The organism is Pseudomonas sp. 02C 26, assembly GCF_002843585.1.
GTDB classification, from domain to species: domain Bacteria; phylum Pseudomonadota; class Gammaproteobacteria; order Pseudomonadales; family Pseudomonadaceae; genus Aquipseudomonas; species Aquipseudomonas shirazensis.
Genome location: NZ_CP025262.1, coordinates 3,382,580 through 3,407,708, shown reverse-complemented (window position 1 = coordinate 3,407,708; position 25,129 = coordinate 3,382,580). Strand labels below are relative to the sequence as shown.

Genomic DNA, 25,129 nt, shown 5'->3' with positions numbered 1-25,129 from the left:
CGGATGTTGCCGCGCATTCCTGCCGTCACCCGTCGCCTGTCCCTGGCTGCCCTGCTGGTAGCGGGCCCCGCCTGCGCGCTGGAACTGCCACTGCCGCCGCCTGGTGAGGACGTCGTTGGTCAGGTGCAGACCATCAAAGCCAAGTACGAAGACACCTTCGCCGACATCGGCACCGCCAACGACCTCGGCTACCTCGAGATGATTGCGGCCAACCCGGGTGTCGACCCGTGGCTGCCGGGTGCCGGCACCGAGATCATCCTGCCTACGCGTTATGTGCTGCCGCCTGGCCCCCGTGAAGGGGTGGTGATCAACCTGGCCGAATATCGCCTGTACTACTACCCGAAAGGGCAGAACGTGGTGCATACCTATCCGCTGGGTATCGGTCGCGAAGGCTGGGGCTCGCCGATCGCCAACACCAAGATCACCGCCAAGACGCCGAACCCGACCTGGACGCCGCCGGCCTCGATCCGTGCCGAGCATGCCGCCGATGGCGACATTCTGCCAACCGTGGTGCCGGCCGGGCCGGATAACCCGCTTGGGCCGTTCAAGTTCACCCTGGGCGTGCCGGGTTACCTGATCCACGGTTCCAACAAGAAGTTCGGCATTGGCATGCGCACCAGCCACGGTTGCTTCCGCATGTTCAACAATAATGTGCTGGAGCTGTCGAAGATGGTTCCGGTGGGTACCCCGGTGCGCATCATCAACGAGCCGTACAAGTTTGGTGTTAGTGCCGGCAAGGTGTATCTGGAAGCGCACACGCCGCTGGATGATCATGGTGATCCGTCGGTGGTCGACAAGCACACCGCAGTGATCAATGCCCTGCTCAAGCGCGAAGACCTGGCCAACAACCTGCGCATGAACTGGGACATGGTGCGCGATGTTGTCGCCGCCGAAGATGGCATGCCGGTGGAAATTGCCGTGCCGGTGGCAGGGCAGGCTGGCGCACCGATGGTGTCGAGCATTCCTGAAGAGCTGCAGTAACTCGCAGTGCGTTGCCCGAGGGCCTGCCGCGTGCAGGCCTTTTTGTTGCCTGAGACTTTTGTTTTCCCAGAAAAACCTGGGCAATAAAAAAGCCGACCCACGAGTGGGTCGGCTTCACAACAATCCGTGAGGATTATTACTTGCGGCTGGCTTTGTCCAGCATACGCAGAGCGCGCTCATTGGCTTCGTCAGCAGTTTGCTGAGCCTTCTGAGCAGCAGCCAGAGCGTCGTCAGCCTTACGGTAGGCTTCATCGGCACGGGCTTGAGCGCGAGCGGCTGCGTCTTCGGTAGCAGTCAGGCGAGCTTCGGTTTCTTTGGATACGCTGCTGCAACCGGTAGCCAGAACAGCGGCCAGGGCGAGAGCAGAGAATTTCAGAACGTTGTTCATCGTGTTCCCCTTCAAGGATCTTCTAGTCAAAAGAGCCATCTCTCAAAAAAGAGAAACTGGCCGGCGTACATAGTACCCATTACTTGTAGTAAGTAAACTGACGGAGCGCAAGAACTGTGAAAAAAATGCCGCTTTATAGGGGCTTGGCGGCGCATCTCGGGGTTTTCCCCAATATGGCCGCCGGCGCATGCAAGCACTTGTAGCACCAGAACTTTTTTGTTGAACTAAAGGTGACTTCAGCGGTCTTTCAGCGTCATACCAGAACATCATCCGGATGCTCTTGTGAGTGGGCCAGCGGTGTGTACCGCTGTTTGCTCATCGCTGACTAAGCGCGCTGAAAACTTGAGCAATCCTGCCACGGGCGCCTACTATTTGTAGGTGCCAGAAATGCCGAACGTGCCGGGAACCCTGTGGTCGAAGGGGGCATAAGGGGGCGTAGAGTTTCTCCGCCGGATACATCAATCGGGTAAGGTATGGGTCTGCCGACGAGACCTGCGAGGAGTAGTGATGAGCGAAGCGCTGACCATCCACCATGACCAGGCCGGTCATCAGTTCGAGACCAATGTGGACGGTCATCGTGCCTACCTCACCTACATGGATCTGGGTAAGCAAACGCTGGATATCTACCGTACCTTCGTACCCAACGCCCTGCGCGGTCGCGGTATCGCAGCGGCGCTGACCCAGCAGGCACTGCAGTATGCCGAACAGATGGGCTATACGGTCATCCCGTCCTGCTCGTATGTCGAGCGCTACATGGAGCGTCAGCAGCGCCACTCGAGCAAGGCTTGAGTCGCTGACTGCGGACACAAAAACGCCGGGCAATGCCCGGCGTTTTGCTGTCTGGCGTCAGCCGCGTTTACGCTGCGGCAGCACATCCTTGAGCTTGCTGTGCATGCTGCGCAAGGCCTTCTCGGTCGCGCTCCAGTCAATGCACGAGTCGGTCACCGAAACACCGTACTGCAGGTCGGCGAGGTCTTTGGGAATTGACTGGCAGCCCCAGTTCAGGTGGCTCTCGACCATCAGGCCGATGATCGACTGGTTGCCCTCAAGGATCTGGTTGGCGACGTTTTCCATGACCAATGGCTGCAGTGCCGGGTCCTTGTTGGAGTTGGCGTGGCTGCAGTCGACCATGATATTGGCCTTGATCTTGGCCTTGGCCAGATCCTGCTCGCACAGCGCAACGCTGACCGAGTCGTAGTTGGGCTTGCCATTGCCACCACGCAGCACCACGTGACCATAGGCGTTGCCTTTGGTGGTGACGATGGACACGCCGCCTTCCTGGTTGATGCCAAGGAAGCGGTGCGGCTTGGAGACCGACTGCAGGGCGTTGATGGCCACGGTCAGGCCGCCATCGGTGCCGTTCTTGAAGCCGACTGCCGAAGACAGGCCCGAGGCCATTTCGCGGTGGGTCTGGGATTCAGTGGTGCGTGCGCCGATCGCCGACCAGCTGATCAAATCCTGCAGGTACTGCGGCGAGATCGGGTCGAGCGCTTCGGTAGCCGTTGGCAGGCCCATTTCCGCGAGGTCCAGCAGCAGCTTGCGGCCAATGTGCAGGCCATCCTGGATCTTGAACGAGTCATCCAGGTACGGGTCGTTGATCAGGCCTTTCCAGCCGACAGTGGTGCGCGGCTTCTCGAAGTACACGCGCATCACCAGGTACAAGGTGTCGGAGACTTCAGCAGCGAGCACCTTGAGGCGTTCGGCGTATTCGTGGGCGGCTTTGATGTCGTGAATCGAGCAGGGGCCCATCACCACGAACAGGCGGTGGTCCTTGCCGTCGAGAATATTGCGCACCACTTCGCGGCCGGCAGTAACGGTCTGCAGGGCCTTGGCGCTGAGAGGGATTTCCTTCTTGAGCTGATCAGGGGTGATCAAGGTCTCGTTGGAGGCAACGTTTAGGTCATCGATCGGTAAATCAGCCATCGTGTTACTCGTCAGGTCACGGGTGCCGGCCGCCAACAATCCCCGTGCGGCCCAGCAGCAGATTGTTCGCAGCGGGGAGGCCGAACCTTAGCGCGTTACAGGGGGCGCGACAATGGGCTGAGCCCAGGTAATAAAGGGTGCGAGTGCAATCAGATGACAGTTGGTGCCACAAGATAGCGGCATGCGCGGGCAACTATGGCAGCGGCGTAGCTGGACGGCACGGCGTCCGGGCGCGGCGCTGCTAAGCTGAAGTTGCTCTGCCTTGGCGGCAGGGCAGGAGGCCGAATGATTCGTTCCATGCTGTACGCCACCGACCTTGGGGTTTATGCGCCGTTTGTCATGCAGCATGCCCTGGCGCTGGCGCGAACCTTCAATGCGCAGCTTTATGTGATTCATGCAGTCGAGCCGATGGGCCAGTTTGCCGAGTCGTTGCTACAGAGTTATCTGGATGAGCAAACCCTGGATCAGTTGCACAGTCAGGGCGTCAACACGGTCATGGCCAACATTGAGCAGAGGGTGCTGGCCAGTTTTCGTGAGGAGCTCGGCGAGGACGCCGATCTGGCGGTGATTCAAGCGGTCAGGGTGCGCCAGGGCGACCCTGCGCAGGTCATTCTCGAGCAGGCCCAGCGCTTGAGCGTCGACCTGCTGATCTTCGGCAGCCATACCCACGGGGCAGGGGTCGATGTGCCCATCGGGCGCACAGCGGTGCGGCTGTTGCAGCTGTCGTCGGTGCCGGTCTACATGGTGCCTCTGGCCCAGCATCTGGGGCGTAGGAAATTGTGAAATGCGGCGTAGGACATTTCCTGCTCATGTAACAAAATAGTTCTAGATTTATTACATTAGCCACTAATATAGTTATATATCGTCGCTGCCTGCTGCTGGTGACTTACCGCAGAACCGAGGGAAACCTATGAAGCTTCAACAACTGCGCTACATCTGGGAAGTGGCGCACCACGACCTCAACGTCTCCGCAACAGCGCAGAGTCTGTATACCTCGCAGCCGGGGATCAGCAAGCAAATCCGTCTGCTCGAGGATGAGTTGGGCGTCGAAGTTTTTGCACGCAGCGGCAAGCACCTGACCCGCGTCACTCCAGCCGGCGAGCGCATCATCAACACCGCTGGCGAGATTCTGCGCAAGGTTGAAAGCATCAAGCAGATCGCTCAGGAATTCTCCAACGAGAAGAAGGGTACGCTGTCGATCGCCACGACCCACACCCAGGCGCGTTACGCGCTCCCGCCGGTGATCAGCAGCTTCATCAAGCAATATCCGGATGTGTCCCTGCACATGCACCAGGGCTCGCCGATGCAGATCGCTGAAATGGCCGCTGACGGTACCGTCGATTTCGCCATCGCCACCGAGGCGCTGGAGCTGTTCGGCGATCTGATCATGATGCCTTGCTACAAGTGGAACCGCTGTGTGGTGGTGCCGCAGGGACATCCGCTGGCCAAGCTGCCGAAGCTGACCCTGGAAGCGGTTGCCGAATACCCGATCGTGACCTACGTGTTTGGATTCACTGGCCGCTCCAAGCTGGACGAGGCGTTCAACCATCGCGGCCTCACCCCGAAAGTGGTGTTCACCGCAGCCGATGCCGACGTGATCAAGACTTACGTGCGCCTGGGGTTGGGTGTGGGCATCGTGGCTGGCATGGCGGTCGATGCCAAGCTCGACAGCGACCTGGTGGCACTGGATGCCAGCGAGCTGTTCGAAGCCAGCGTGACCAAGATCGGTTTCCGCCGCGGGACCTTCCTGCGTGGCTTCATGTGCGACTTCATCGAGAAGTTCGCCCCGCACCTGACCCGTGAAGTAATGGCCAAGGCGATTCAGTGCCATAACAAGCAAGAGCTTGAAGAGCTGTTCAACGGGGTTGAGCTGCCGGTGCATTGATCTGCGCTATCAGGGGCTGCCAAGCAGCCCCGATCCAGGCGCCCTGCACTACGCCTTGGAAATGATATTCCCCGCGTGCAACCCACACTCCTTCTGCGTTGCCTCTTCCCACCACCAGCGGCCTTCGCGCTCATGCTGGTTGGGCAGTACCGGCCGTGTGCACGGCTCGCAACCAATGCTGATGAAGCCGCGCTCATGCAGGCTGTTGTACGGCAGCTCGAGCATGCGGATATAACCCCACACTTCTTCACTGCTCATCTGCGCCAGCGGATTGAACTTGTACAGGGTGTGCTCGGGCGTTGAAAACGCGGTGTCGATTTCCAGTGCCGCAACCTGGCTGCGGGTGCCAGGGCTCTGGTCGCGACGCTGGCCAGTGGCCCAGGCGCTGACTGTGGCCAGCTTGCGGCGCAGCGGTTCGATCTTGCGAATCCCGCAGCACTCGCCATGGCCGTCCTTGTAGAAACTGAACAGGCCTTTCTCTTTGACCAACGGCTCGAGCTTGGCCCGGTCGGGGCTGAGGATTTCGATCGGCAGGTTGTACTGCTCGCGGACCTGATCGATAAAGCGGTAGGTCTCCGGATGCAGCCGACCGGTATCCAGGCTGAACACCTTGACCTGCTTGTTGAGCTTCCAGGCCATGTCCACCAGCACCACGTCTTCGGCGCCGCTGAAAGAGATCCACAGGTCATCGCCAAAGTGCTCGAAGGCGAGTTTGAGAATGTCCTGGGGGGACTTGCTGGCGTAACTTGCAGCCAGGGTGGCAACGTCGAAGGCTTGGCTCATCAGGCGGTTTCCATCGGGTTTATGGCGCTGTGCGCTCGTAGTCGGCAAATGGTAACAAAAATTGGCAGGACGGACCGCTTGTGATGCCCCGCGCCGCAGCTCAGAGCCTTTGCAGGGTCTGCAGCAATACCCGCACCTTGGCGATCGATTCTTCGTATTCCGCCTCCCAGTGCGAGTCTGCCACCACCGCGCCGCCGCCCCAGCAGCAGGCCTGACCATCCTTGATCAGCACGCTGCGAATGGCGATCGAGCTGTCCATTTCGCCGCGTACATCGATGTACAGCAGCGAGCCGCAGTACAGTGCGCGGCGGGTGGGTTCCAGTTCGTCGATGATCTGCATGGCGCGGATCTTCGGTGCGCCAGTGATCGAGCCGCCAGGGAAGCTATCGCCGAGCAGGTCGAGCGAGTCTTTGCCTGCGGCCAGGCGGCCAGTGATGCTGCTGACCAGGTGGTGCACGTTGGGGTAGCTCTCCAGGCTGAACAGCTCGGGTACCTTGACCGTGCCGGTCTCGCAGGTGCGCCCCAGGTCGTTGCGCAGCAAGTCGACGATCATCAGATTCTCTGAGCGGTCCTTGCTGCTGGCAAGCAGCTCGGCGGCGTTGCGTGCGTCTTCCGTAGGGTCGCTGGAGCGCGGCCGGGTGCCCTTGATCGGGCGGGTTTCCACTTCGCCCTGGCTCACTCGCACAAACCGTTCCGGCGAGAAGCTCAGCAGGGCACTGCCATCCGCCAACTGCTGGTAGCCAGAGAACGGCGTAGGGCAAGCCTTGCGCAGCGCTTGATAAGCGGCCCACGGGTCACCCTGGCAGGGCGCACGAAAACGTTGGGTCAGGTTGATCTGGTAGCAGTCGCCGGCTTTGATGTACTGCTGCACGCGATCAAACGCCTGGCGATAGTCGTCGGGCAGCAGATCGCCGCGCATCGGCGCGAGCAGGCTGAACGTGCCGGGCGCAGCCTCGGCCGCGGTGCTGAACAGCGCGATCAGCCGCTGCTGCTCGCCTGGCGCAAGGCTTGGATGAAACACCAGTTGGCTGGTGCCCAGCAGGTGATCGCTGACCAAGGCCCAGGCGTACAAACCCAGTTGCGCGTCAGCCAGGCCGAGGTCGTCGCGAGCCTGGTTCGGTAGCTGCTCGAGGCGGCGGCCAAAATCATAGCTGAGGTAGCCGATCAGGCCGCCAGCGAAGGGCAGTTCGACGTCGTCCGGCAGCTCGGCGCGGCCTAGCCGGCTGAGGCTGGCGCGCAGCCGTTGCAGATACGCCCGGCCATCTTCATCGGCTTGGATTTGCAGCTGCTCGACTGGCCAGGCGCTGAGCAGATCGTAGCGGCCGCGCTCAGCACCGGGGCGGGCGCTGTCCAGCAGGATCGCGCCCGGCGCCTGGCGCAGGCGAGCGAACCACACGGCCGGGTCGGCCTGATAGGGCAGGGGGTGAAGCGTACAGGTCGGCATGCGAATGAACAGCGCTGAAAAAACGAGGAGGCGATTGTAGGCTGCTGATGCCGAGCGGCCTAGTCCCGGCTGCGACATCCGCAGCCTGGGTAGCGCAGTGGAGCTGCTCGCAGCCCCATGCGCAGGCACTACTCAGTTGTGCGAAGGGACGTGGCCAAACAAGCTTTGCGCAACCCGCACGCGCTGCTCGGCATCTTCGCTGATGCCGTCTTTGGCCAGCGCTTCGATATGCGCTTCGATGGCATGGGTACGCTGGGTCAGGCCGCAGTCGTTGGCGATCTGGATATTCAGGCCCGGGCGGGCGTTGAGCTCGAGAATCAACGGCCCCTTGTCCTGATCCAGCACCATGTCGACGCCGATGTAACCCAGCCCGCACAGCTCGTAGCAGCCGGCGGCGAGCTTCATGAAACCGTCCCAGTTGGGCAGCTGCACGCCGTCTACCGAGTTGGTGGTGTCCGGGTGCTTGCTGATGATGTTGTTCAGCCAGGTACCGCGCAGGGTGACGCCGGTGGCGAGGTCGACACCGACGCCGATGGCGCCCTGGTGCAGGTTGGCCTTACCGCCCGACTGGCGAGTGGGCAGGCGCAGCATGGCCATCACCGGGTAGCCCATCAGGACGATGATGCGGATGTCCGGCACGCCCTCGTAACTGATGCTCTTGAAGATCTGGTCCGGCGTTACCCGGTACTCGATCAGCGCCCGGTCACGGTGGCCGCCAAGCGAGTACAAGCCCGTGAGGATGCTCGACACCTGGTGTTCGATTTCCTCGTGGCTCATGATCTTGCCCGACACTGTGCGGTAGCGGTCCTCGAAGCGGTCGGCGATGACCAGGATGCCGTCACCGCCCGCGCCCTGAGCGGGCTTGATGACGAAGTCGCTACGCCCGCCGATGATCTCGTGCAGCTTGTCGATCTGCTTTTCGGTCTCGATCACGCCATACATTTCCGGCACATGGATGCCGGCCGCGATGGCGCGTTCCTTGGTGATGATCTTGTCGTCGACGATCGGGTACAGGTTGCGCTTGTTGTACTTGAGGACGTAGTCCGCGTTGCGCCGATTGATACCCATGATGCCCCGGGCCTCCAGGGCTTTCCACGTCTTGATCAGTCCGAACATCAGGCGTCAGCCTTCTTCAGGAATGCCTTGAAGCGCACCAGCTCGGTCAGGCGGTAGCCGCGGTAGCGACCCATCGCCAGCATGAAGCCCACCAGAATCAACAGCACCGCAGGGAAGGTGAAGACGAAGTACACCAGCTCCGGGACCATCATCAGCAGGTGCGCCAGCGAGGCGGCGAACAGGGTGCCGATGGCAACTTTCATGGCATGGCCACCGCCACGTTCTTCCCAGGTGATCGACAGGCGTTCGATGGTCATGGTCAAAATCACCATCGGGAACAGCGCCACCGACAGGCCGCGCTCAAGGCCCAGCTTGTGGCTGAACAGGCTGATGGCAGCGATCAATACCACGACAAAGGTCAGCACCACCGACAGCCGCGGCAGCATCTGCAACTTGAGGTGCTCAAGGTATGAGCGCAACGACAGGCCCAGGGCGGTAATCACGGTAAACAGGATGATGCCGAAGCCCAGCTGAGTCTCGCGGAAGGCCAGGGCGATCAGCACCGGGGTAAAGGTACCCAGGGTCTGGAGGCCGATCAGGTTGCGCAGCACCAGGATCACCAGCACGCCAATCGGGATCATGACCATGATCATGAAGGTCTGCTGGGTTTGCAGCGGCAGGCTGTACAGCGAGTATTCGAGGAAGTCGGCGTCGGTGTTTTCGTCGGTCAGCTTGGCCAGGCGGATGGCATTCATCTCGCTGTTGTTCATGCTGAAGGTGACGTTGGCCTTCTTGCCGCCATCGACGGTGATCAGGTTGTCATCGCCGGTCCACCACAGCAGGCGATCGCTGGGCAGGCCTTGCTCGCCGGTGTCCGGGTTGAAGTACAGCCAGTCGTTGCCGTTGAAGCTGCGCAGCCACAGTTCAGGCGATTGCGGGGTATCGGCAATCAGGCGAATGGTGTGGACCTTTTCCATCGGTACGTGGGCGATGGACAGCAGCAGGTCGATGACCTTGGCCTTGTTCATGGCCGAGGTGTCGCCGGCCAACAGCAGCTTGACGTTGTCGTCGTTGAGGTTGTTGACCCGCTTGATGGTCTCGCCGACAAAGGTTTCGACGTCGGCCGAGTGCTGGCGAATCGGCGCCATCAACGCTTCGGCGGCAATCTTCTCAGGCCCCTCGACAGCTTTGCTGTCACGGAAGGTCGGGCCTTTGATGGCGATCTTCTCGTTGCTGTAGCGCTTGGTCAGCACCAGGCGGTAGTACAGGGTCTGATTGCCATTGGCGCGGCGCGCCGACCAGGTCACCTTGCGGTTGCCATCGGCGCGGTTGACGCTGACGCCGTAGTTGTTGGAGATGAAGCTCTCGTTGAGGCTGACGTAATCGCGGCTCAGCGGCGGCACGAACATCTGCACCTTGACTGGATCCTTGGCACTGGCGACGAACTCGACCTTGGCGTCGATGTTCCACAAGTCGTCGGTTTCGTCTTCGGTCATCGGGATGCCGAGGAAGAAGATCTGATAGGCCGTGACCGCCACGCCCAGCAACACCAGCACGGTGATGAGGACTTTGAGGTGAAGGGTGAGAGAGCGCATCGGGATTACTCTGCTTTGGGAGCGTCGGTGGCACAGGCAGGTTTGCCGGCCGCGTATTTGAGGCTGGGGTCGACCAGCGCGTCGAAGTCTTTCAAGGCCTCGGAGCCGATCAGCAGCGGGAACTGGAACGTGCTGCGATCGGTAAGGTTGACTTCGATGGTGCGCAGGGCTCGGCCCATGCAAATGTTCAATTCGATGACCGGGCGGGCGGTGTAGGCCTTGCCTTCGTCGGCATTGTAGTCACCGGCACGCCGCTTGATCTTGCTGACCCGGGCCAGTGGCCGCTCGATAGGGTGCGAGTGAGCGCTATCGATGGCCAGGTAGAAGCGCACCCAGCTCTCGCCGTTGCGCTTGAAACGCTTGATATCACGGGCACTCAGCGAGGCTGTCTTGGCGCCGGTATCGAGCTTGGCCGCAACCTCGAGGTCGAGGTCATTCAAGTGGGCGTACTCGTTCAGGCCGTACACGGTCTTCTCGGCTGCGTGGCCGAAGGTCGGCAGCAGGGCAAGGCAGAACAACAATAGAACGGGTGTAAGTCTCATAAATCCTGGCGCGGTGCTGTGCTGGGTTCAGGGCAAGGCGACTGGCCAAGCATCCTTTTGATCTGTCGACACTTATACAAATGACTACACAAATGACATGCGACGACAGGCGGACTGTTGATGCCCCCTCAGGGAAGCGCGGCATTCTACCACGGCGACGTCTTGACGCCAGCGCGTCGCAATCTGACAGTGCTGGCGCGCTTTAAGTTCGCCGTTAGACGATTGTCGACAATGTGCATTTTGGCTTTGACTATTCAAGTCTGTTTAGCTAGTTTTGTGGCTATTGAAGTTCAAGGTGTCGACAATATGCTGGACCTCAGCCAAGCCCCGCCGACCATAGTGGAAGAAAGCGAGACGCTTTCGGAAAACGTCTTCCGGCGTATCCAGGCTGCCATCGTCAAAGGCGAAATCGCCCCAGGCAGCAAGATCTCCGAGCCGGAGCTGGCGCGCACCTACGGCATCAGTCGGGGCCCATTGCGCGAGGCTATCCACCGCCTCGAAGGCCAGCGCTTGCTGGTGCGGGTGCCGCATGTTGGCGCTCGCGTGGTATCGCTGAGCCACGCCGAACTGATCGAACTGTACGAAATCCGCGAATCGCTCGAGGGCATGGCCTGTCGGCTGGCCGCCGAGCGCATGAGTGCGGCCGAGATCGACGAACTGCGCCGGGTGCTCGACACCCACGAGCGCGATGCCGCGTTCCAGGCCGGGGTGGGCTACTACCAGCAGGAAGGCGACTATGACTTCCACTACCGCATCATTCAGGGTAGCGGCAACCAGACCCTGGTGCAGATGCTCTGCGGCGAGCTGTACCAACTGGTGCGCATGTACCGCATCCAGTTTTCCGCCACGCCTAACCGCCCGCATCAGGCCTTCGCCGAGCATCACCGCATCCTCGATGCGATTGCCGACCGCGACGGCGAGCTGGCCGAACTGCTGATGCGCCGCCATATCGGCGCCTCCAAACGCAATATCGCGCGCCACTATGAAGGCGTAGACAACAACAGCCCACGAGGTGAGTCATGACTGTGAAGAGCACGCCAGGCCAACGTTTCCGCGACGCGGTTGCCGCTGAACATCCTTTGCAGGTGGTCGGCGCGATCAACGCCAACCACGCGTTGCTGGCCAAACGCGCCGGGTTCAAGGCCATCTACCTGTCCGGTGGCGGCGTCGCCGCCGGCTCGCTTGGCCTGCCAGACCTGGGTATCACCGGTCTGGATGACGTGCTCACCGACGTGCGGCGCATCACCGACGTCTGCGACCTGCCGTTGCTGGTGGATGTCGACACCGGCTTTGGCGCTTCGGCATTCAACGTGGCGCGCACCGTGCGTTCGATGAACAAGTTCGGCGCCGCGGCCATTCATATCGAAGACCAGGTTGGGGCCAAGCGTTGCGGCCACCGGCCTAACAAGGAGATCGTCACCCAGCAGGAGATGGTCGACCGGATCAAGGCCGCCGTCGATGCGCGCCTGGACGACAGCTTCGTGATCATGGCGCGCACTGACGCGCTGGCAGTAGAGGGCCTCAACGCCGCGCTGGACCGCGCCGCCGCCTGTGTCGAGGCGGGGGCCGACATGATCTTCCCCGAGGCGATCACTGAACTGTCGATGTACAAGACCTTTGCCGAGCGCGTGCAGGCGCCGATCCTGGCCAACATCACCGAGTTCGGCGCTACCCCGCTGTACACCACCGAACAGCTGGCAGCGGTCGACGTGTCGCTGGTGCTGTACCCGCTGTCGGCGTTCCGCGCCATGAACAAAGCAGCGGAAAACGTCTACACCGCACTGCGCCGCGATGGCACTCAGCAAAACGTCATCGACACCATGCAGACTCGCATGGAGCTCTACGATGCCATCGGCTACCACGCCTTCGAGCAGAGCCTCGATGCGCTGTTTGCCCAGAAAAAAGGCTGACACTCAGTTAGCAGTCGCCCGGATTAGCCAGCAATTCCATAACAAGTTCAATAAAGGAGAAGCCCCATGGCCGAAGCAAAAGTACTCAGTGGCGCAGGCCTGCGTGGCCAGGTGGCCGGCCAAACCGCGCTGTCGACCGTTGGCCAGGCCGGTGCCGGCCTTACCTACCGTGGTTACGACGTGCGCGACCTGGCAAAGCATGCCGAATTTGAAGAGGTCGCCTACCTGCTGCTGTATGGCGAGCTGCCCAGCAAAGCCGAAGTCAACGACTACAAGCGCAAGCTCAAGGGCATGCGTGATCTGCCCCAGGCGCTCAAGGAGGTGCTTGAGCGCATTCCCCGTGATACCCATCCGATGGACGTCATGCGCACCGGCTGCTCGATGCTCGGCACGCTTGAGCCGGAACTGACCTTCGACACCCAACAGGACAAGACCGATCGCCTGCTCGCGCTGTTCCCGGCGATCATGTGCTACTGGTACCGCTTCAGCCACCATGGCGTGCGCATCGACTGCAACAGCGATGAAGACACCCTCGGCGGGCACTTCCTGCAACTGCTGCACGGCAAGAAGCCGAGCGAACTGCATGTGAAGGTGATGAACGTCTCGCTGATTCTGTACGCCGAGCATGAGTTCAACGCCTCGACCTTTACCGCCCGGGTCTGTGCCTCGACCCTGTCTGACCTGTATTCCTGCGTTACCGCGGCGATCGGCTCGCTGCGCGGCCCCCTGCATGGCGGCGCCAACGAAGCGGCGATGGCCTTGATCGAGCGCTTCCAGAGCCCGCAGGAAGCGACCGCCGAGCTGCTGCAGATGCTCGAGCGCAAGGACAAGATCATGGGCTTTGGCCATGCGATCTACAAAGAGTCCGACCCGCGCAACGAGGTGATCAAGGGCTGGGCCAAACAGCTCGCTGATGAAGCCGGTGACACCGTGCTGTATCCGGTTTCCGAAGCGATCGACAAGACCATGTGGGAGCAGAAGAAGCTGTTCCCCAACGCCGACTTCTACCATGCCTCGGCGTATCACTTCATGGGCATTCCGACCGAGCTGTTCACGCCGATCTTCGTCTGCTCGCGGCTGACCGGCTGGGCGGCGCATGTGTTCGAGCAGCGTGCCAACAACCGGATCATTCGCCCGAGTGCGGAGTATGTCGGGGTCGAGCAGCGTGAGTATGTGCCGATAGAGCAGCGTTGAGGCTGCGGGTGTCGGGGGCTGCTCTGCAGCCCTATCGCGACACAAGGGCGCTCCTACAGTGGACTGCGGTGCTTTTGTAGGAGCGGCCTTGCGTCGCGAAAGGGGCGCTCAGCGCCCCCAGCTTTACCAACCAATACCGTGAGCCTGATAACTATATGAACAGCACCTTCCGCAAGGCCCTGCCAGGCTCCGGCCTGGACTATTTCGATGCCCGCGCAGCGGTCGAGGCGATCAAGCCCGGCGCCTACGCAGGTCTGCCGTACACCTCCCGCGTACTGGCCGAAAACCTGGTGCGCCGCTGTGATCCAGCCACCCTCAATGCCTCGCTGGAGCAGTTGATCGAACGCAAACGCGATCTCGACTTCCCCTGGTTCCCGGCGCGGGTGGTGTGCCACGACATTCTTGGCCAGACCGCCCTGGTCGACCTGGCAGGCCTGCGCGACGCGATCGCCGACAAGGGCGGCGACCCGGCCCAGGTCAACCCGGTAGTGCCCGTGCAACTGATCGTCGACCACTCCCTGGCCGTCGAGTGCGGTGGCTACGATCCGCAAGCCTTCGAACGCAACCGCGCCATCGAAGACCGGCGCAACGAAGACCGCTTTCATTTCATCAACTGGACCAAGAAAGCCTTCAAGAACGTTGATGTGATCCAGCCCGGCAACGGCATCATGCACCAGATCAACCTGGAGAAGATGTCGCCGGTGATCCACAGCGAGCGCGGCGTAGCTTACCCGGACACCTGCGTCGGCACCGACAGCCACACCCCGCATGTCGATGCACTGGGCGTCATCGCCATTGGTGTGGGCGGCCTTGAAGCCGAGAACGTCATGCTCGGTCGCGCCTCGTGGATGCGCCTGCCGGAAATCGTCGGCGTCGAGCTGACCGGCCGCCTGCAGCCGAACATCACCGCCACCGACCTGGTCCTGGCCCTGACCGAGTTTCTGCGCAAGCAGAAGGTAGTCGGCGCCTATCTGGAGTTCTACGGTGAGGGCGCCCGCGCGCTGACCTTGGGCGACCGCGCCACCATCTCCAACATGGCTCCGGAATACGGTGCCACTGCGGCGATGTTCGCCATCGACCAGCAGACCATCGACTACCTGCGCCTGACCGGCCGCGAAGAGCAGCAGGTGCAACTGGTCGAGAACTACGCCAAAGTCGCCGGCCTCTGGGCCGACAGCCTGGTCGACGCGGTTTACGAGCGTACCCTCAGCTTCGACCTGTCGAGCGTGGTGCGCAACATGGCCGGGCCATCCAACCCGCATGCCCGCGTGGCCACCAGCGAGCTGGCCGCCAAGGGCATCGCCGGGGCCTGGCAGGATGTGCCCGGGCAGATGCCGGACGGCGCCGTGATCATCGCTGCCATCACCAGCTGCACCAATACCAGCAACCCGCGCAACGTGATCGCCGCCGGCTTGATCGCCCGCAACGCCAACCGCCTTGGGCTGACTCGCAAGCCGTGGGTCAAGTCGTCGCTGGCGCCGGGTTCCAAGGCGGTCAAGCTGTACCTGCAGGAAGCCGGGCTCGAACATGAGCTGGAGCAACTGGGCTTTGGCATCGTCGCCTTCGCCTGCACCACCTGCAACGGCATGTCTGGCGCGCTCGATCCGGTTATCCAGCAGGAGATCATCGACCGCGACCTGTACGCCACCGCAGTGTTGTCGGGCAACCGCAACTTCGACGGGCGCATCCACCCGTACGCCAAGCAGGCGTTCCTCGCCTCGCCGCCGCTGGTGGTGGCCTACGCCATTGCCGGGACCATTCGCTTCGATATCGAGAAGGATGTGCTGGGTGTGGTCGACGGCAAGGAAATCCGCCTCAAGGACATCTGGCCCAGCGATGCCGAGATCGATGCCGTGGTTGGTGCCGCGGTCAAGCCCGAGCAGTTCCGCAGTGTGTACATCCCGATGTTCGCCATCGAAGAAGACACCGGGCCCAAGGTCCCGCCGCTGTACGACTGGCGCCCGATGAGCACCTACATTCGTCGCCCGCCGTACTGGGAAGGCGCCCTGGCCGGTGAGCGCAGCCTGCGCGGCATGCGCCCGCTGGCGGTGCTGCCGGACAACATCACCACCGATCACCTGTCGCCGTCGAATGCGATCATGCTCGACAGCGCCGCCGGTGAATACCTGGCGAAGATGGGCCTGCCCGAGGAAGACTTCAATTCCTACGCAACCCACCGCGGCGATCACCTGACTGCCCAGCGCGCCACCTTTGCCAACCCCAAGCTGTTCAACGAAATGGTGCGCAAGGCCGATGGCAGCGTGCAGCAGGGTTCGCTGGCGCGGCTTGAGCCGGAAGGGCAGGTGGTGCGCATGTGGGAAGCGATCGAAACCTACATGCAGCGCAAGCAGCCGCTGATCATCGTTGCCGGTGCGGATTACGGCCAAGGCTCGTCACGCGACTGGGCCGCCAAGGGCGTGCGCCTGGCCGGGGTCGAGGCGATCGTTGCCGAAGGCTTTGAGCGCATTCACCGCACCAATCTGGTCGGTATGGGGGTGTTGCCGCTGGAGTTCCAGGCCGGCACCGACCGCAACACCCTCGGCCTCGATGGCAGCGAAAGCTACGACGTGCTCGGCCGGCGCACCCCGCGGGCGACCCTCACCCTGGTGGTCACCCGCCGCAACGGCGAGCGCCTCGAGGTACCGGTGACCTGTCGGCTGGATACCGCTGAAGAGGTGTCGATCTACGAGGCGGGTGGGGTGCTGCAGCGCTTTGCCCAGGATTTCCTCGAAGCTACCGCCTGAGTACCGGGGCCGCTGTGCGGCCCTTCGCGGGTGAACCCGCTCCCACAGGGTTTGCGCGGTGCCTGTGGGAGCGGGTTCACCCGCGAAGGGGCGCGCAGCGGCCCCGGCTAGACCGCAGAATTCATAGGACTCAATCATGACCTACGCACCGCAGATCAAAATCCCCGCCACCTACTTGCGTGGTGGTACCAGCAAAGGCGTGTTTTTCTCCCTGCAAGATTTGCCAGAGCGCGCTCGCCAGCCCGGGCCTGCCCGGGACGCGCTGATCCTGCGCGTGATTGGCAGCCCTGACCCATACGGCAAGCAGACCGACGGCATGGGCGGCGGCACTTCGAGTACCAGCAAGGCGGTGATCGTCTCGACCACTACCAAGCCTGAGCACGACGTTGATTACCTGTTCGGCCAAGTCGCCATCGACAAGGCGTTTGTCGACTGGAGCGGCAACTGCGGAAACCTCTCGGCAGCGGTCGGCTCGTTCGCTATCAGCAGCGGCTTGGTCGACCCAGCGCGCATCCCGCACAACGGCACTGCCACGGTGCGTATCTGGCAGGCCAACATCAGCAAGACCATCATTGCCCACGTGCCGATCAGCAACGGCGAAGTGCAGGAGACCGGTGACTTCGAGCTGGACGGGGTGACGTTCCCTGCTGCCGAAGTGCAACTGGAGTTCGTCGAGCCGGCCGCCGATGATGAAGGCGGTGGTGCGATGTTCCCCACCGGTAACCTGGTTGATGACCTGGAAGTGCCAGGGGTTGGCACGTTCAAGGCGACTCTGATCAACGCCGGCATCCCGACCATTTTCCTCAATGCGCAAGACCTCGGTTACAGCGGCACCGAATTGCAGGAAGCGATCAATGCTGACCCGCAAGCGCTGGCGCGCTTCGAGACCATTCGCGCCTATGGCGCACTGCGCATGGGCTTGATCAGCAACCTCGAGCAGGCCCGCGAACGCCAGCACACGCCCAAGGTGGCCTTCGTCGCGGCACCGGCTGCTTATGCTGCGTCCAGTGGCAAAGCGGTCGCGGCGGCAGATATCGACCTGCTGGTGCGCGCGTTGTCGATGGGCAAACTGCACCACGCCATGATGGGTACTGCAGCAGTCGCCATCGGCACCGCAGCCGCTATCCCCGGTACGCTGGTCAACCTGGCTGCAGGCGGTGGTGAACGCACTGCGGTGTGCTTTGGGCACCCGTCCGGGACATTGCGCGTCGGTGCCGAGGCGCGCCAGGTAGACGGCCAGTGGACCGTGACCAAGGCCATCATGAGCCGCAGTGCGCGGGTGCTGATGGAAGGTTGGGTGCGAGTGCCAGGCGACGCCTTCTAGCACGCGTGTGGTGCTCGACTTTTCGTTCGACCCTCTGCCACAGGAAGTCATGAGAGATGAGTGCCAACGTTGACCTGAACGACCGCCCGGACTATGACCGGGTGTTGCAGACCATCGCCGACTATGTGCTCGACTACCAAGTCGGCTCGGCGGAGGCCCTCGACACTGCGCGCAACTGCCTGATCGACACCTTGGGCTGCGGCTTGCTGGCGCTGCGTTTTCCCGAGTGCTGCAAGCACCTCGGGCCGCTGGTCGAGGGGACCGTGGTGCCGCATGGCGCGCGGGTGCCCGGGACCTCGTACCGGCTGGACCCGGTCAAGGCGGCCTGGGACATCGGCTGCATCGTGCGCTGGCTGGACTACAACGACACCTGGCTGGCCGCCGAGTGGGGCCATCCGTCGGACAACCTCGGCGGCATCCTGGCGGTGGCCGACCATCTCTCGCAGCGCCGGGTAGCCAGCGGTGAGCCGCCGTTGAGCATGCGCGACGTGCTCGAAGCGATGGTCATGGCCCATGAGATCCAGGGCGTACTGGCCCTGGAAAACTCGTTCAACCGGGTCGGCCTTGACCATGTCCTGCTGGTCAAGGTCGCTTCGACTGCCGTGTGCGCCAAGCTGATGGGGGCCAACCGCGAGCAGATGCTCTCGGCGCTGTCCCACGCCTTCGTCGACGGCCAGGCGTTGCGCACCTATCGCCACGCGCCCAACGCCGGCTCGCGCAAGTCGTGGGCCGCGGGCGACGCGTCGAGTCGCGGCGTGCGCCTGGCCGATATCGCCCTGCGCGGCGAGATGGGCATTCCCGGTGTGCTCACGGAGCCGCAGTGGGGCTTCTATGATGTGCTGTTCAGCCACACCAACAAGGACCTCGCGCTCAAGCCGCCTGCCCAGCGCAGCTTCAGCCTGCCACAGGCGTTGGGCAGCTATGTGATGGAAAACGTCCTGTTCAAGATCAGCTTCCCTGCCGAGTTTCACGCACAGACCGCCTGCGAGGCGGCGGTGACGCTGCACCCGAAGGTGCGTAACCGCTTGCACGAAATCGAGCGCATCGTCATCACCACGCACGAGTCGGCGATCCGCATCATCTCCAAGGTCGGCCCACTGGCCAACGCCGCCGACCGCGATCACTGCCTGCAGTACATGACGGCGGTGCCGTTGATCTTCGGCAACCTGGTGGCCGAGCACTATGAAGACAGCTTCCACGCCGCCCACCCGACCATCGACCGTCTGCGCGAGAAGATGGAAATCGTCGAAGAGCTGCGGTTCAGCCGCGAGTACCTCGAGGCCGACAAGCGCTCGATTGCCAATGCGCTGCAGGTGTTCTTCAACGATGGCAGCAGCACCGAGCAGGTGACCGTGGAATATCCGATTGGTCATCGGCGCCGGCGTGCCGAGGGGATTCCGTTGCTGGAAGAGAAGTTCAAGGCCAACCTCGCCACGCGCTTTGCCGGGCAGCGCTGTGCCGAGATCTTCGAGCTGTGCAAGGCCCAGGCGCGCCTGGAGGCGACGCCGGTGCACACGTTCGTTGAGCTGTTGGTGATCTGAGGGGAGCGTCGCACAGGTGTGGCGCCAGTGTCGGCCTCTTCGCGGGACAAGCCCGCTCCCACAGGTATTGCGCCGTTCGCAAGATCAGCGCGGTACCTGTGGGAGCGGGCTTGTCCCGCGAAGAGGCCCGACCTGCCTGACCTCAGCGAACAATCACCGCCCGACTCTGTCGACCCTCGATCAACCGTGAAATCCCCAGCGGATTGCCATCCTGCAGCGCCGGCGGCAACAGCGCATCCGGGTAGTTCTGGAAACACACCGGCCGCAGGAAGCGGTCGATCGCCAGGCTGCCGACCGAGGTCCCTCGCGCATCCGAGGTCGCCGGGTAAGGCCCGCCATGCACCATCGCGTCACACACCTCGACCCCGGTCGGGTAGCCATTGAGCAACACCCGTCCAACCTTGTCCTGCAGCAACTGACTCAGCCAGGCGTAGTCCGGCAGCTCCACAGCTTCGCCGATCAAGGTGGCCGTCAGTTGCCCGCGCAACGCCTGCACGGCAGCGGCCAGCTGCGCCTGGTCGGCGACTTCGATGACCAGCGTGGCCGGGCCGAACACCTCTTCCTGCAACAGCCTGTCGCCCCCCAGCAGCAGGCCGACGTCCGCCTGGAACAGCTGCGGCTGCGCCTGCCGTGGGCCTTGCGCCGCGCCCGCCAGGTGACGGATGCCCGGGTGCTTGTGCAACTGCTCGAGCCCCTGGCGATAACTGGCCAGCGTGCCCAGGTTGAGCATGGTCTGCGCCGGCTGCTCGGCCATCTGCGCCTTGAACAGCGCGATGAAGTCGGCGAACGCCGCCGAGCGTATGCCGATGATCAAGCCAGGATTGGTACAGAACTGCCCGCAGCCCAGCGTCACCGACGCCGCCAGCTCGCGCGCCAGGCTTTCGCCACGCGCCTGCAGCGCCGCGGGCAGCAGGATCACCGGGTTGATGCTGGACATCTCGGCAAACACCGGGATCGGCTGCGCGCGCTCGGCGGCCATCCGGCTCAGGGCCTCGCCGCCCTTGAGCGAACCGGTGAAGCCGACCGCCTGAATCGCCGGGTGCTTGACCAGCCACTCACCGACCCCGCCGCCGTAGACCATGTTGAACACCCCGGCCGGCATGCCGCTGCGCTCGGCGGCGCGCAGGATGGCGTCGGCGACCGCTTCCGCGGTGGCCATGTGGCCACTGTGCGCCTTGAACACCACCGGGCAGCCGGCGGCCAGGGCCGAGGCGGTGTCGCCGCCGGCGGTGGAGAAGGCGAGGGGGAAGTTGCTGGCGCCGAACACCGCCACCGGACCCACGCCGATCCGGTACTGGCGCAGGTCGGGCCGCGGCAGCGGATGGCGCTCGGGCAGCGCGGGGTCGATGCGTGCGGCATAGAAATCACCCCGGCGCAGCACCTGGGCGAACAGGCGTAGCTGGCCGCTGGTGCGGGCGCGCTCGCCCTGGATACGGCCGCTGGGCAGGGCGGTCTCGCGGCACACGGTGGCGATGAAGTCATCGCCCAGCGCGTCGAGCTCGTCGGCAATCGCCTCGAGAAACGCCGCGCGTCGCTCGGCGGGCAGGTTTCGGTACGCCGGGAAGGCGGCCGCTGCGGCGTTGCCGGCGGCGTCGACTTCGGCCTGCGTGGCCTGGCTGAAGACGCCCGGTAAGGGTTCGCCGGTGCTGGCGTCGAGGCTCTCGAGCAGCGTGTCGCCTTGCGCCGAGCGCAGGCCGGCGATGTAGTTGTGACCGAGGATGCGGGTCATGCGGGCTCCTGTAATGACAAGACTGGGAATCAGGTAATGGCGCCGATCTGCCACGGCACGAACTCGTTCTGGCCGTAGCCATGCTGTTCGCTCTTGCTGCGCTCGCCCGAGGCGATGCTCAGCATCATGCGGTAGATGTATTCGCCACGTTCTTCGATGGTCATGCTGCCGTCGGCGATGCCGCCGCAGTTGACGTCCATGTCCTCTTCCTGGGTTTGCCACAGGCGGGTGTTGGTCGCCAGCTTGATCGACGGGGAGGGCGCGCAGCCGTAGGCCGAGCCGCGGCCGGTGGTGAAGGCGATCAGGTTGGCGCCGCCGGCGACCTGGCCGGTGGCGGAGATCGGGTCATAGCCGGGCGTGTCCATGAACACCAGGCCGTGGGCGCGTACCGGCTCGGCATACTCGTAGACATCCACCAGGTCGCTGGAACCGGCCTTGGCCACGGCGCCGAGGGACTTCTCGAGGATGGTGGTCAGGCCACCGGCCTTGTTGCCCGCCGACGGGTTGTTGTTCAGTTCGGCGCCCATCCGCTGGCAATAGGCCTCCCACCACTGGATCCGGGTAATCAGCTTTTCGCCGACCTGCTGGCTCACCGCACGGCGGGTCAGCAGGTGTTCGGCACCGTAGATCTCCGGGGTTTCCGACAGGATCGCAGTGCCGCCGGCGGCGACCAGGCGGTCTACCGCATTGCCCAGCGCCGGGTTGGCGGTGATCCCCGAGTAACCGTCCGAGCCACCGCACTGCAGGCCCACGGTGAGGTGACGAACGCTGACCGGCTGGCGCTCGACCTGGTTGGCTTCGGCCAGCAACGACTTGACCTGGGCAATGCCGCTGGCAATGGTCTTCGAGGTGCCGCCGGTGCCCTGGATGGTAAAGGTGCGCAGCGCATGGCTGCTCTCCAGGCCCTGGGCGGCGAGCAGGTCGGGAATCTGGTTGGTTTCGCAGCCCAGGCCGATCAGCAGCACCGAGGCGAAGTTGGCGTGCACGGCGTAGCCGCCGAGGGTGCGGCGCAACATCGCCAGCGCTTCGCCACCGGGATCGACCGCGCAGCCGACCCCATGGGTCAGGGCGACCACGCCGTCGACATTGGGGTAGGGCGCCAGGGCGTCGGGGTGGATGTCGCGGCGGAAGTGGTCGGCGATCGCCCGCGCCACCGTGGCCGAACAGTTCACCGAAGTCAGGATGCCGATGTAGTTGCGTGTGGCAACCCGGCCATCGCTGCGCACGATGCCCATGAAGGTGTCGTCGGTCGGCGCCTGCCGACCTTTGGCGTCGACACCGAAGGCATAGTCGCGGGCAAAGTCGCCCATCGCCAGGTTGTGCACGTGAACATGCTCGCCAGCGGCGATCGCCTGGCTGGCGAAGCCGATGATCTGTCCATAGCGTCGCAGCGGCTGGCCGGTGACCAGGGCGCGCGCGGCCAGCTTGTGGCCCGCCGGGATCGGCTCGCGCACGGTGATCCCTTCATCCAGCAAAAGGCCTTCGGGCAGCGGCTGGCGGGCGACCAGCACATCGTCCAAGGGGTTGAGTCGGATCACGGCGTTGGCAGCGCTTGCACTGCCTGTTGTTGTAATGAGTTGCATGACAATCACCTCAATGGGGCGCGTGGCTCAGGCCAGCCCGCGCTCGCGATAGTCGATCAGGCCGGAGAACAGCATCAGGCCGAAGGCCATGACCACGAAGAAGATCAGGGCCAGGAAGTAGGAACCGGTGAACTGCACGATCAGGCCGATCAGGATCGGCACCAGCACGCCGACCATGTTGCCGCAGAAGTTCATGCTGCCGCCGAGCACGCCGGCCTTGGACTTGCCGCCGAGAATCGCCGGCAGGCACCAGTACATGCCGCACCAGCGGATGAAGAACAGCGCCACGCAGAGCAGTGCGATGACCAGGCCGGCGTCCGGGGTGTAGGCCACCAGCAGGATGCACAGCGCGGCGACCGCAGCGGAGCCGGCGAACATGCTGCGCATGACGGTGTTGGGCTGGCCGCCCTTGGCCTTCCATTTGTCGGAAATCCAGCCGCCGATCAGCTCGCCGACGAAACCGCACATGAAGATCAGGAAGGTCGCCCCGCCCATGGCCTTAATGTCGAGGTTGTGGGCCTGGTGCAGGTAGCTCGGCATCCAGGTCAGCAGGCCATAGAACACGCTGTTGTAGCAGGCGTAGCCGGCGAACATGCACAGCACCGAACGGCTTTTGAGCAGCTCCTTGAGCACCGCCTTGCGGTTGCCGTTGGCCTTGCTCGCGGCATCGTTGGCCTGGGTGATGTAGGCCAGCTCGGCGGCGTTCACCTGCGGGTGTTCGCTGGGGTGGTTGCGGATGTACCACCAGGCCCAGAGGCCTGCGGCCACGGTGCCGACGCCGGCGATGATGAAGGCGATGCGCCAGGAGTCGAACCAGGTGATCAGCCCGGCGATGATGATCGCGCCAAGGGCGGTGCCCAGCGGCGCGCCGCCGTCCACCAGGGTGGCGCCGCGGCCGCGCTCGTTGGGGGTCAGCCAGGCGCCGTTGAGCTTGGCGCCGGCGGGCATGATCGGCGACTCGGCGACGCCCAGGCCGATGCGGGTGACCAGCAGGGTGATCCAGTTGTGGGCGAAGCCGCCAAGGGCCTGGAAGGCGCCCCAGCTGATGGTCGCGACGCCAATGATGTTGCGCACCTGGAAGCGGTCGAGCAGCACCCCGGCAGGGATCTGCATCAAGGCGTACGACCAGAAGAACGCGCTGAGGATCAGGCCTTCGAGCGCCGGAGTCAGTTCGAACTCTGCGGAAATCAACGGCAGCGCCACCGACAGCGAGGCGCGGTCGATGTAGTTGATCGCGGCCAGCAACAGCAGGATCAGGAAGATCCGCCAGCGCACGGTGGTCGGCTTGGCGCTGTCGGCGGTAGCCAGGGCGGGCGCGGGGGCCGCCGGGTAAGGGCTGTTGTTCATGCTCATCTCACTCTTGTGATTGTTATGAAATGCCGCGGCGGCGCGGCCCTGCGCCGCCGTCGGGTCAGAGCGTGGTCACCGCTCCGGGTGAGATGGCCGCCGGCGCCAGGGCAATGCCATTGCGCAGCGGCGCGCCGAACTCGGCCAGGCTGATCTCGAACACATCGCCGTCGCCGGCCTTGATCTGATCGGCGAACGACAGGGTCGCGGTGCCGAAGAAGTGGATGTGGACATCGCCCGGACGGAGGAACTGGACGTATTTGAAATGGTGGTACTCGAGGTTCTCCAGCGAGTGGCACATGTTGTCCTCGCCACTGAGAAAGTCCTTTTCCCAGATCACCTGGTCGCCCCGGCGGATCCGGCTGGTGCCCTGCAGGTGGCGCGGCAGCTCGCCCACGCGCAGTTCCGGCCCATACGAGCAGTTGCGCAGCTTGGAATGGGCCAGGTAGAGGTAATTGCGCCGCTCCATCACATGGTCGGAAAACTCGTTGCCGATGGCAAAGCCCAGCCGGTAGGGCTGGCCATCATCGCCGATCACATAGAGCCCGGCCAGCTCCGGCTCTTCACCGGCGTCCTCGGCGAACGCCGGGGTCTGCAAAGCCTGGCCCGGACGTACTACGCACGAGCCGTCGCCCTTGTAGAACCATTCCGGCTGCGCGCCTGCGCTGCCGGCGGCGGGACGGCCGCCATCGATGCCCCATTGGAACATCCGCGCGGTGTCGGTGAGGGCGGCGCTGTCGTCGACTTTCTGCTGGTGCATCTTGTCGCGGGTCGAGGCGCTGCCCAGGTGGGTCAGGCCGGTGCCGCTGACCAGGCAGTGGGCCGGATCTTCGTGGTCCAGCGGTGGCAATACCCGGCATTCGGCGAGGGCTTGGCTGTAGCGCTGGTCGCTGCTGTCCAGGCCGCGCTCGAGCACTTCGGCGGTTAGGCTGCGCTGGTTGCGGATGGCGGCCAAGGCCAGTTCACGCAGGTGGGTGGTGTCACGCACGACCTGGATCAGGTCGCCTTCGACCACGCCGACGTGGCGCTGGGCGGGTGCGGTTTCGAATTGGATCAGGCGCATGCTGGCTCCGGTTTGTTGTTGTGGGGAAGCACGTGCGGCCACTTTAAATTTGCGCGGCGTTGCTGCCTAATGAGAGCTGTTGACCCCGTGATAACTT

At 63.5% G+C, this 25,129-nt stretch carries 21 protein-coding genes; 10 read left to right on the top strand and 11 right to left on the bottom strand.

Going from position 1 to position 25,129, the window contains the following annotated elements; translation table 11 throughout:
- Positions 1-3: 3 nt before the first annotated feature.
- Positions 4-981, top strand: a complete 978-nt coding sequence (locus tag CXQ80_RS15555) for a L,D-transpeptidase family protein (protein WP_101321039.1) — start codon at positions 4-6, stop codon at positions 979-981.
- A 136-nt stretch (positions 982-1,117) separates the two neighbouring features.
- On the opposite strand, the gene oprI is transcribed toward CXQ80_RS15555, so the two are convergent.
- Complete coding sequence (gene oprI, locus CXQ80_RS15550) at positions 1,118-1,369, bottom strand: outer membrane lipoprotei OprI (RefSeq protein ID WP_003259780.1); 252 nt, start codon at positions 1,367-1,369, stop codon at positions 1,118-1,120.
- Positions 1,370-1,876: 507 nt separating this feature from the next.
- On the opposite strand from oprI, the gene CXQ80_RS15545 reads away from it, so the two are divergent.
- A complete protein-coding gene (locus tag CXQ80_RS15545; protein ID WP_101321037.1) occupies positions 1,877-2,158 on the top strand; it encodes a GNAT family N-acetyltransferase in 282 nt (93 codons plus the stop codon).
- 57 nt (positions 2,159-2,215) lie between these two features.
- On the opposite strand, the gene CXQ80_RS15540 is transcribed toward CXQ80_RS15545, so the two are convergent.
- The gene (locus CXQ80_RS15540) at positions 2,216-3,292 is read right to left on the bottom strand and encodes a 3-deoxy-7-phosphoheptulonate synthase (protein WP_101321035.1); all 1,077 of its coding nucleotides are present in this window, start codon (positions 3,290-3,292) and stop codon (positions 2,216-2,218) included.
- 285 nt (positions 3,293-3,577) lie between these two features.
- Here CXQ80_RS15540 and CXQ80_RS15535 point away from each other — a divergent pair, with 285 nt between their 5' ends.
- Positions 3,578-4,075: a universal stress protein gene (locus CXQ80_RS15535; RefSeq protein ID WP_101321033.1), complete on the top strand. Its 498-nt coding sequence runs from the start codon at positions 3,578-3,580 to the stop codon at positions 4,073-4,075.
- 127 nt (positions 4,076-4,202) lie between these two features.
- Entirely contained in the window at positions 4,203-5,177 is a 975-nt protein-coding gene (cysB, locus tag CXQ80_RS15530; RefSeq protein WP_101321031.1) for an HTH-type transcriptional regulator CysB, read from the top strand.
- A 48-nt stretch (positions 5,178-5,225) separates the two neighbouring features.
- Here the strand turns inward: cysB and CXQ80_RS15525 are convergent, their stop codons facing one another.
- From CXQ80_RS15525 to CXQ80_RS15505, 5 genes are all read right to left on the bottom strand, one after another.
- Positions 5,226-5,960: a phosphoadenylyl-sulfate reductase gene (locus tag CXQ80_RS15525; protein WP_101321028.1), complete on the bottom strand. Its 735-nt coding sequence runs from the start codon at positions 5,958-5,960 to the stop codon at positions 5,226-5,228.
- A 100-nt stretch (positions 5,961-6,060) separates the two neighbouring features.
- Positions 6,061-7,404, bottom strand: a complete 1,344-nt coding sequence (gene pabB / locus CXQ80_RS15520; protein ID WP_101323069.1) for an aminodeoxychorismate synthase component I — start codon at positions 7,402-7,404, stop codon at positions 6,061-6,063.
- A 132-nt stretch (positions 7,405-7,536) separates the two neighbouring features.
- Positions 7,537-8,520, bottom strand: a complete 984-nt coding sequence (locus CXQ80_RS15515; RefSeq protein ID WP_101321026.1) for an alpha-L-glutamate ligase-like protein — start codon at positions 8,518-8,520, stop codon at positions 7,537-7,539.
- Positions 8,520-10,055 carry an inactive transglutaminase family protein gene (locus CXQ80_RS15510; RefSeq protein WP_101321024.1) on the bottom strand — a complete coding sequence of 512 codons (1,536 nt, stop codon included), beginning with the start codon at positions 10,053-10,055 and terminating at the stop codon, positions 8,520-8,522. The genes CXQ80_RS15515 and CXQ80_RS15510 overlap by 1 nt, the downstream gene beginning before the upstream one ends.
- 5 nt (positions 10,056-10,060) lie before the next feature.
- Entirely contained in the window at positions 10,061-10,597 is a 537-nt protein-coding gene (locus CXQ80_RS15505; RefSeq protein ID WP_101321022.1) for an ATP-dependent zinc protease, read from the bottom strand.
- A gap of 306 nt (positions 10,598-10,903) precedes the next feature.
- Between CXQ80_RS15505 and CXQ80_RS15500 the strand changes: the two genes are divergently transcribed.
- The 6 genes from CXQ80_RS15500 (at position 10,904) to prpD (ending at position 19,310) form a co-directional block, all read left to right on the top strand.
- Positions 10,904-11,620 carry a GntR family transcriptional regulator gene (locus CXQ80_RS15500; RefSeq protein ID WP_101321020.1) on the top strand — a complete coding sequence of 239 codons (717 nt, stop codon included), beginning with the start codon at positions 10,904-10,906 and terminating at the stop codon, positions 11,618-11,620.
- Positions 11,617-12,507, top strand: coding sequence for a methylisocitrate lyase (gene prpB, locus CXQ80_RS15495; RefSeq protein WP_101321018.1), 891 nt, complete (start codon positions 11,617-11,619; stop codon positions 12,505-12,507). The genes CXQ80_RS15500 and prpB overlap by 4 nt, the downstream gene beginning before the upstream one ends.
- 66 nt (positions 12,508-12,573) lie before the next feature.
- Complete coding sequence (gene prpC, locus CXQ80_RS15490) at positions 12,574-13,701, top strand: 2-methylcitrate synthase (RefSeq protein ID WP_101321016.1); 1,128 nt, start codon at positions 12,574-12,576, stop codon at positions 13,699-13,701.
- 155 nt (positions 13,702-13,856) lie between these two features.
- Positions 13,857-16,445: a Fe/S-dependent 2-methylisocitrate dehydratase AcnD gene (gene acnD, locus CXQ80_RS15485; protein ID WP_101321014.1), complete on the top strand. Its 2,589-nt coding sequence runs from the start codon at positions 13,857-13,859 to the stop codon at positions 16,443-16,445.
- Positions 16,446-16,581: 136 nt separating this feature from the next.
- Positions 16,582-17,769 (top strand): 2-methylaconitate cis-trans isomerase PrpF, encoded by a 1,188-nt coding sequence (gene prpF, locus CXQ80_RS15480; RefSeq protein WP_101321012.1) that lies wholly within the window; start codon positions 16,582-16,584, stop codon positions 17,767-17,769.
- Positions 17,770-17,825: 56 nt separating this feature from the next.
- Positions 17,826-19,310, top strand: a complete 1,485-nt coding sequence (prpD, locus tag CXQ80_RS15475; protein ID WP_101321010.1) for a 2-methylcitrate dehydratase — start codon at positions 17,826-17,828, stop codon at positions 19,308-19,310.
- Between the two features lie 142 nt (positions 19,311-19,452).
- Here prpD and CXQ80_RS15470 read toward each other — a convergent pair whose 3' ends face one another.
- The 4 genes from CXQ80_RS15470 to araD1 form a co-directional block, all read right to left on the bottom strand.
- Positions 19,453-21,039 carry an aldehyde dehydrogenase (NADP(+)) gene (locus CXQ80_RS15470; RefSeq protein ID WP_101321008.1) on the bottom strand — a complete coding sequence of 529 codons (1,587 nt, stop codon included), beginning with the start codon at positions 21,037-21,039 and terminating at the stop codon, positions 19,453-19,455.
- A 29-nt stretch (positions 21,040-21,068) separates the two neighbouring features.
- The gene (locus tag CXQ80_RS15465) at positions 21,069-22,622 is read right to left on the bottom strand and encodes a UxaA family hydrolase (protein WP_101321006.1); all 1,554 of its coding nucleotides are present in this window, start codon (positions 22,620-22,622) and stop codon (positions 21,069-21,071) included.
- Between the two features lie 27 nt (positions 22,623-22,649).
- Positions 22,650-23,969 (bottom strand): MFS transporter, encoded by a 1,320-nt coding sequence (locus CXQ80_RS15460; protein ID WP_101323068.1) that lies wholly within the window; start codon positions 23,967-23,969, stop codon positions 22,650-22,652.
- A 64-nt stretch (positions 23,970-24,033) separates the two neighbouring features.
- A complete protein-coding gene (gene araD1 / locus CXQ80_RS15455; protein WP_101321004.1) occupies positions 24,034-25,032 on the bottom strand; it encodes an AraD1 family protein in 999 nt (332 codons plus the stop codon).
- Positions 25,033-25,129: the final 97 nt, after the last annotated feature.

Excerpts from the sequence above, each read along its gene's own strand:
- CXQ80_RS15555 (WP_101321039.1), top strand. The coding sequence starts at position 4 with ATGTTGCCGCGCATTCCTGCCGTCACCCGTCGCCTGTCCCTGGCTGCC.
- oprI (WP_003259780.1), bottom strand. The coding sequence starts at position 1,369 with ATGAACAACGTTCTGAAATTCTCTGCTCTCGCCCTGGCCGCTGTTCTG.
- CXQ80_RS15545 (WP_101321037.1), top strand. The coding sequence starts at position 1,877 with ATGAGCGAAGCGCTGACCATCCACCATGACCAGGCCGGTCATCAGTTC.
- CXQ80_RS15540 (WP_101321035.1), bottom strand. The coding sequence starts at position 3,292 with ATGGCTGATTTACCGATCGATGACCTAAACGTTGCCTCCAACGAGACC.
- CXQ80_RS15535 (WP_101321033.1), top strand. The coding sequence starts at position 3,578 with ATGATTCGTTCCATGCTGTACGCCACCGACCTTGGGGTTTATGCGCCG.
- cysB (WP_101321031.1), top strand. The coding sequence starts at position 4,203 with ATGAAGCTTCAACAACTGCGCTACATCTGGGAAGTGGCGCACCACGAC.
- CXQ80_RS15525 (WP_101321028.1), bottom strand. The coding sequence starts at position 5,960 with ATGAGCCAAGCCTTCGACGTTGCCACCCTGGCTGCAAGTTACGCCAGC.
- pabB (WP_101323069.1), bottom strand. The coding sequence starts at position 7,404 with ATGCCGACCTGTACGCTTCACCCCCTGCCCTATCAGGCCGACCCGGCC.
- CXQ80_RS15515 (WP_101321026.1), bottom strand. The coding sequence starts at position 8,520 with ATGTTCGGACTGATCAAGACGTGGAAAGCCCTGGAGGCCCGGGGCATC.
- CXQ80_RS15510 (WP_101321024.1), bottom strand. The coding sequence starts at position 10,055 with ATGCGCTCTCTCACCCTTCACCTCAAAGTCCTCATCACCGTGCTGGTG.
- CXQ80_RS15505 (WP_101321022.1), bottom strand. The coding sequence starts at position 10,597 with ATGAGACTTACACCCGTTCTATTGTTGTTCTGCCTTGCCCTGCTGCCG.
- CXQ80_RS15500 (WP_101321020.1), top strand. The coding sequence starts at position 10,904 with ATGCTGGACCTCAGCCAAGCCCCGCCGACCATAGTGGAAGAAAGCGAG.
- prpB (WP_101321018.1), top strand. The coding sequence starts at position 11,617 with ATGACTGTGAAGAGCACGCCAGGCCAACGTTTCCGCGACGCGGTTGCC.
- prpC (WP_101321016.1), top strand. The coding sequence starts at position 12,574 with ATGGCCGAAGCAAAAGTACTCAGTGGCGCAGGCCTGCGTGGCCAGGTG.
- acnD (WP_101321014.1), top strand. The coding sequence starts at position 13,857 with ATGAACAGCACCTTCCGCAAGGCCCTGCCAGGCTCCGGCCTGGACTAT.
- prpF (WP_101321012.1), top strand. The coding sequence starts at position 16,582 with ATGACCTACGCACCGCAGATCAAAATCCCCGCCACCTACTTGCGTGGT.
- prpD (WP_101321010.1), top strand. The coding sequence starts at position 17,826 with ATGAGTGCCAACGTTGACCTGAACGACCGCCCGGACTATGACCGGGTG.
- CXQ80_RS15470 (WP_101321008.1), bottom strand. The coding sequence starts at position 21,039 with ATGACCCGCATCCTCGGTCACAACTACATCGCCGGCCTGCGCTCGGCG.
- CXQ80_RS15465 (WP_101321006.1), bottom strand. The coding sequence starts at position 22,622 with ATGCAACTCATTACAACAACAGGCAGTGCAAGCGCTGCCAACGCCGTG.
- CXQ80_RS15460 (WP_101323068.1), bottom strand. The coding sequence starts at position 23,969 with ATGAACAACAGCCCTTACCCGGCGGCCCCCGCGCCCGCCCTGGCTACC.
- araD1 (WP_101321004.1), bottom strand. The coding sequence starts at position 25,032 with ATGCGCCTGATCCAATTCGAAACCGCACCCGCCCAGCGCCACGTCGGC.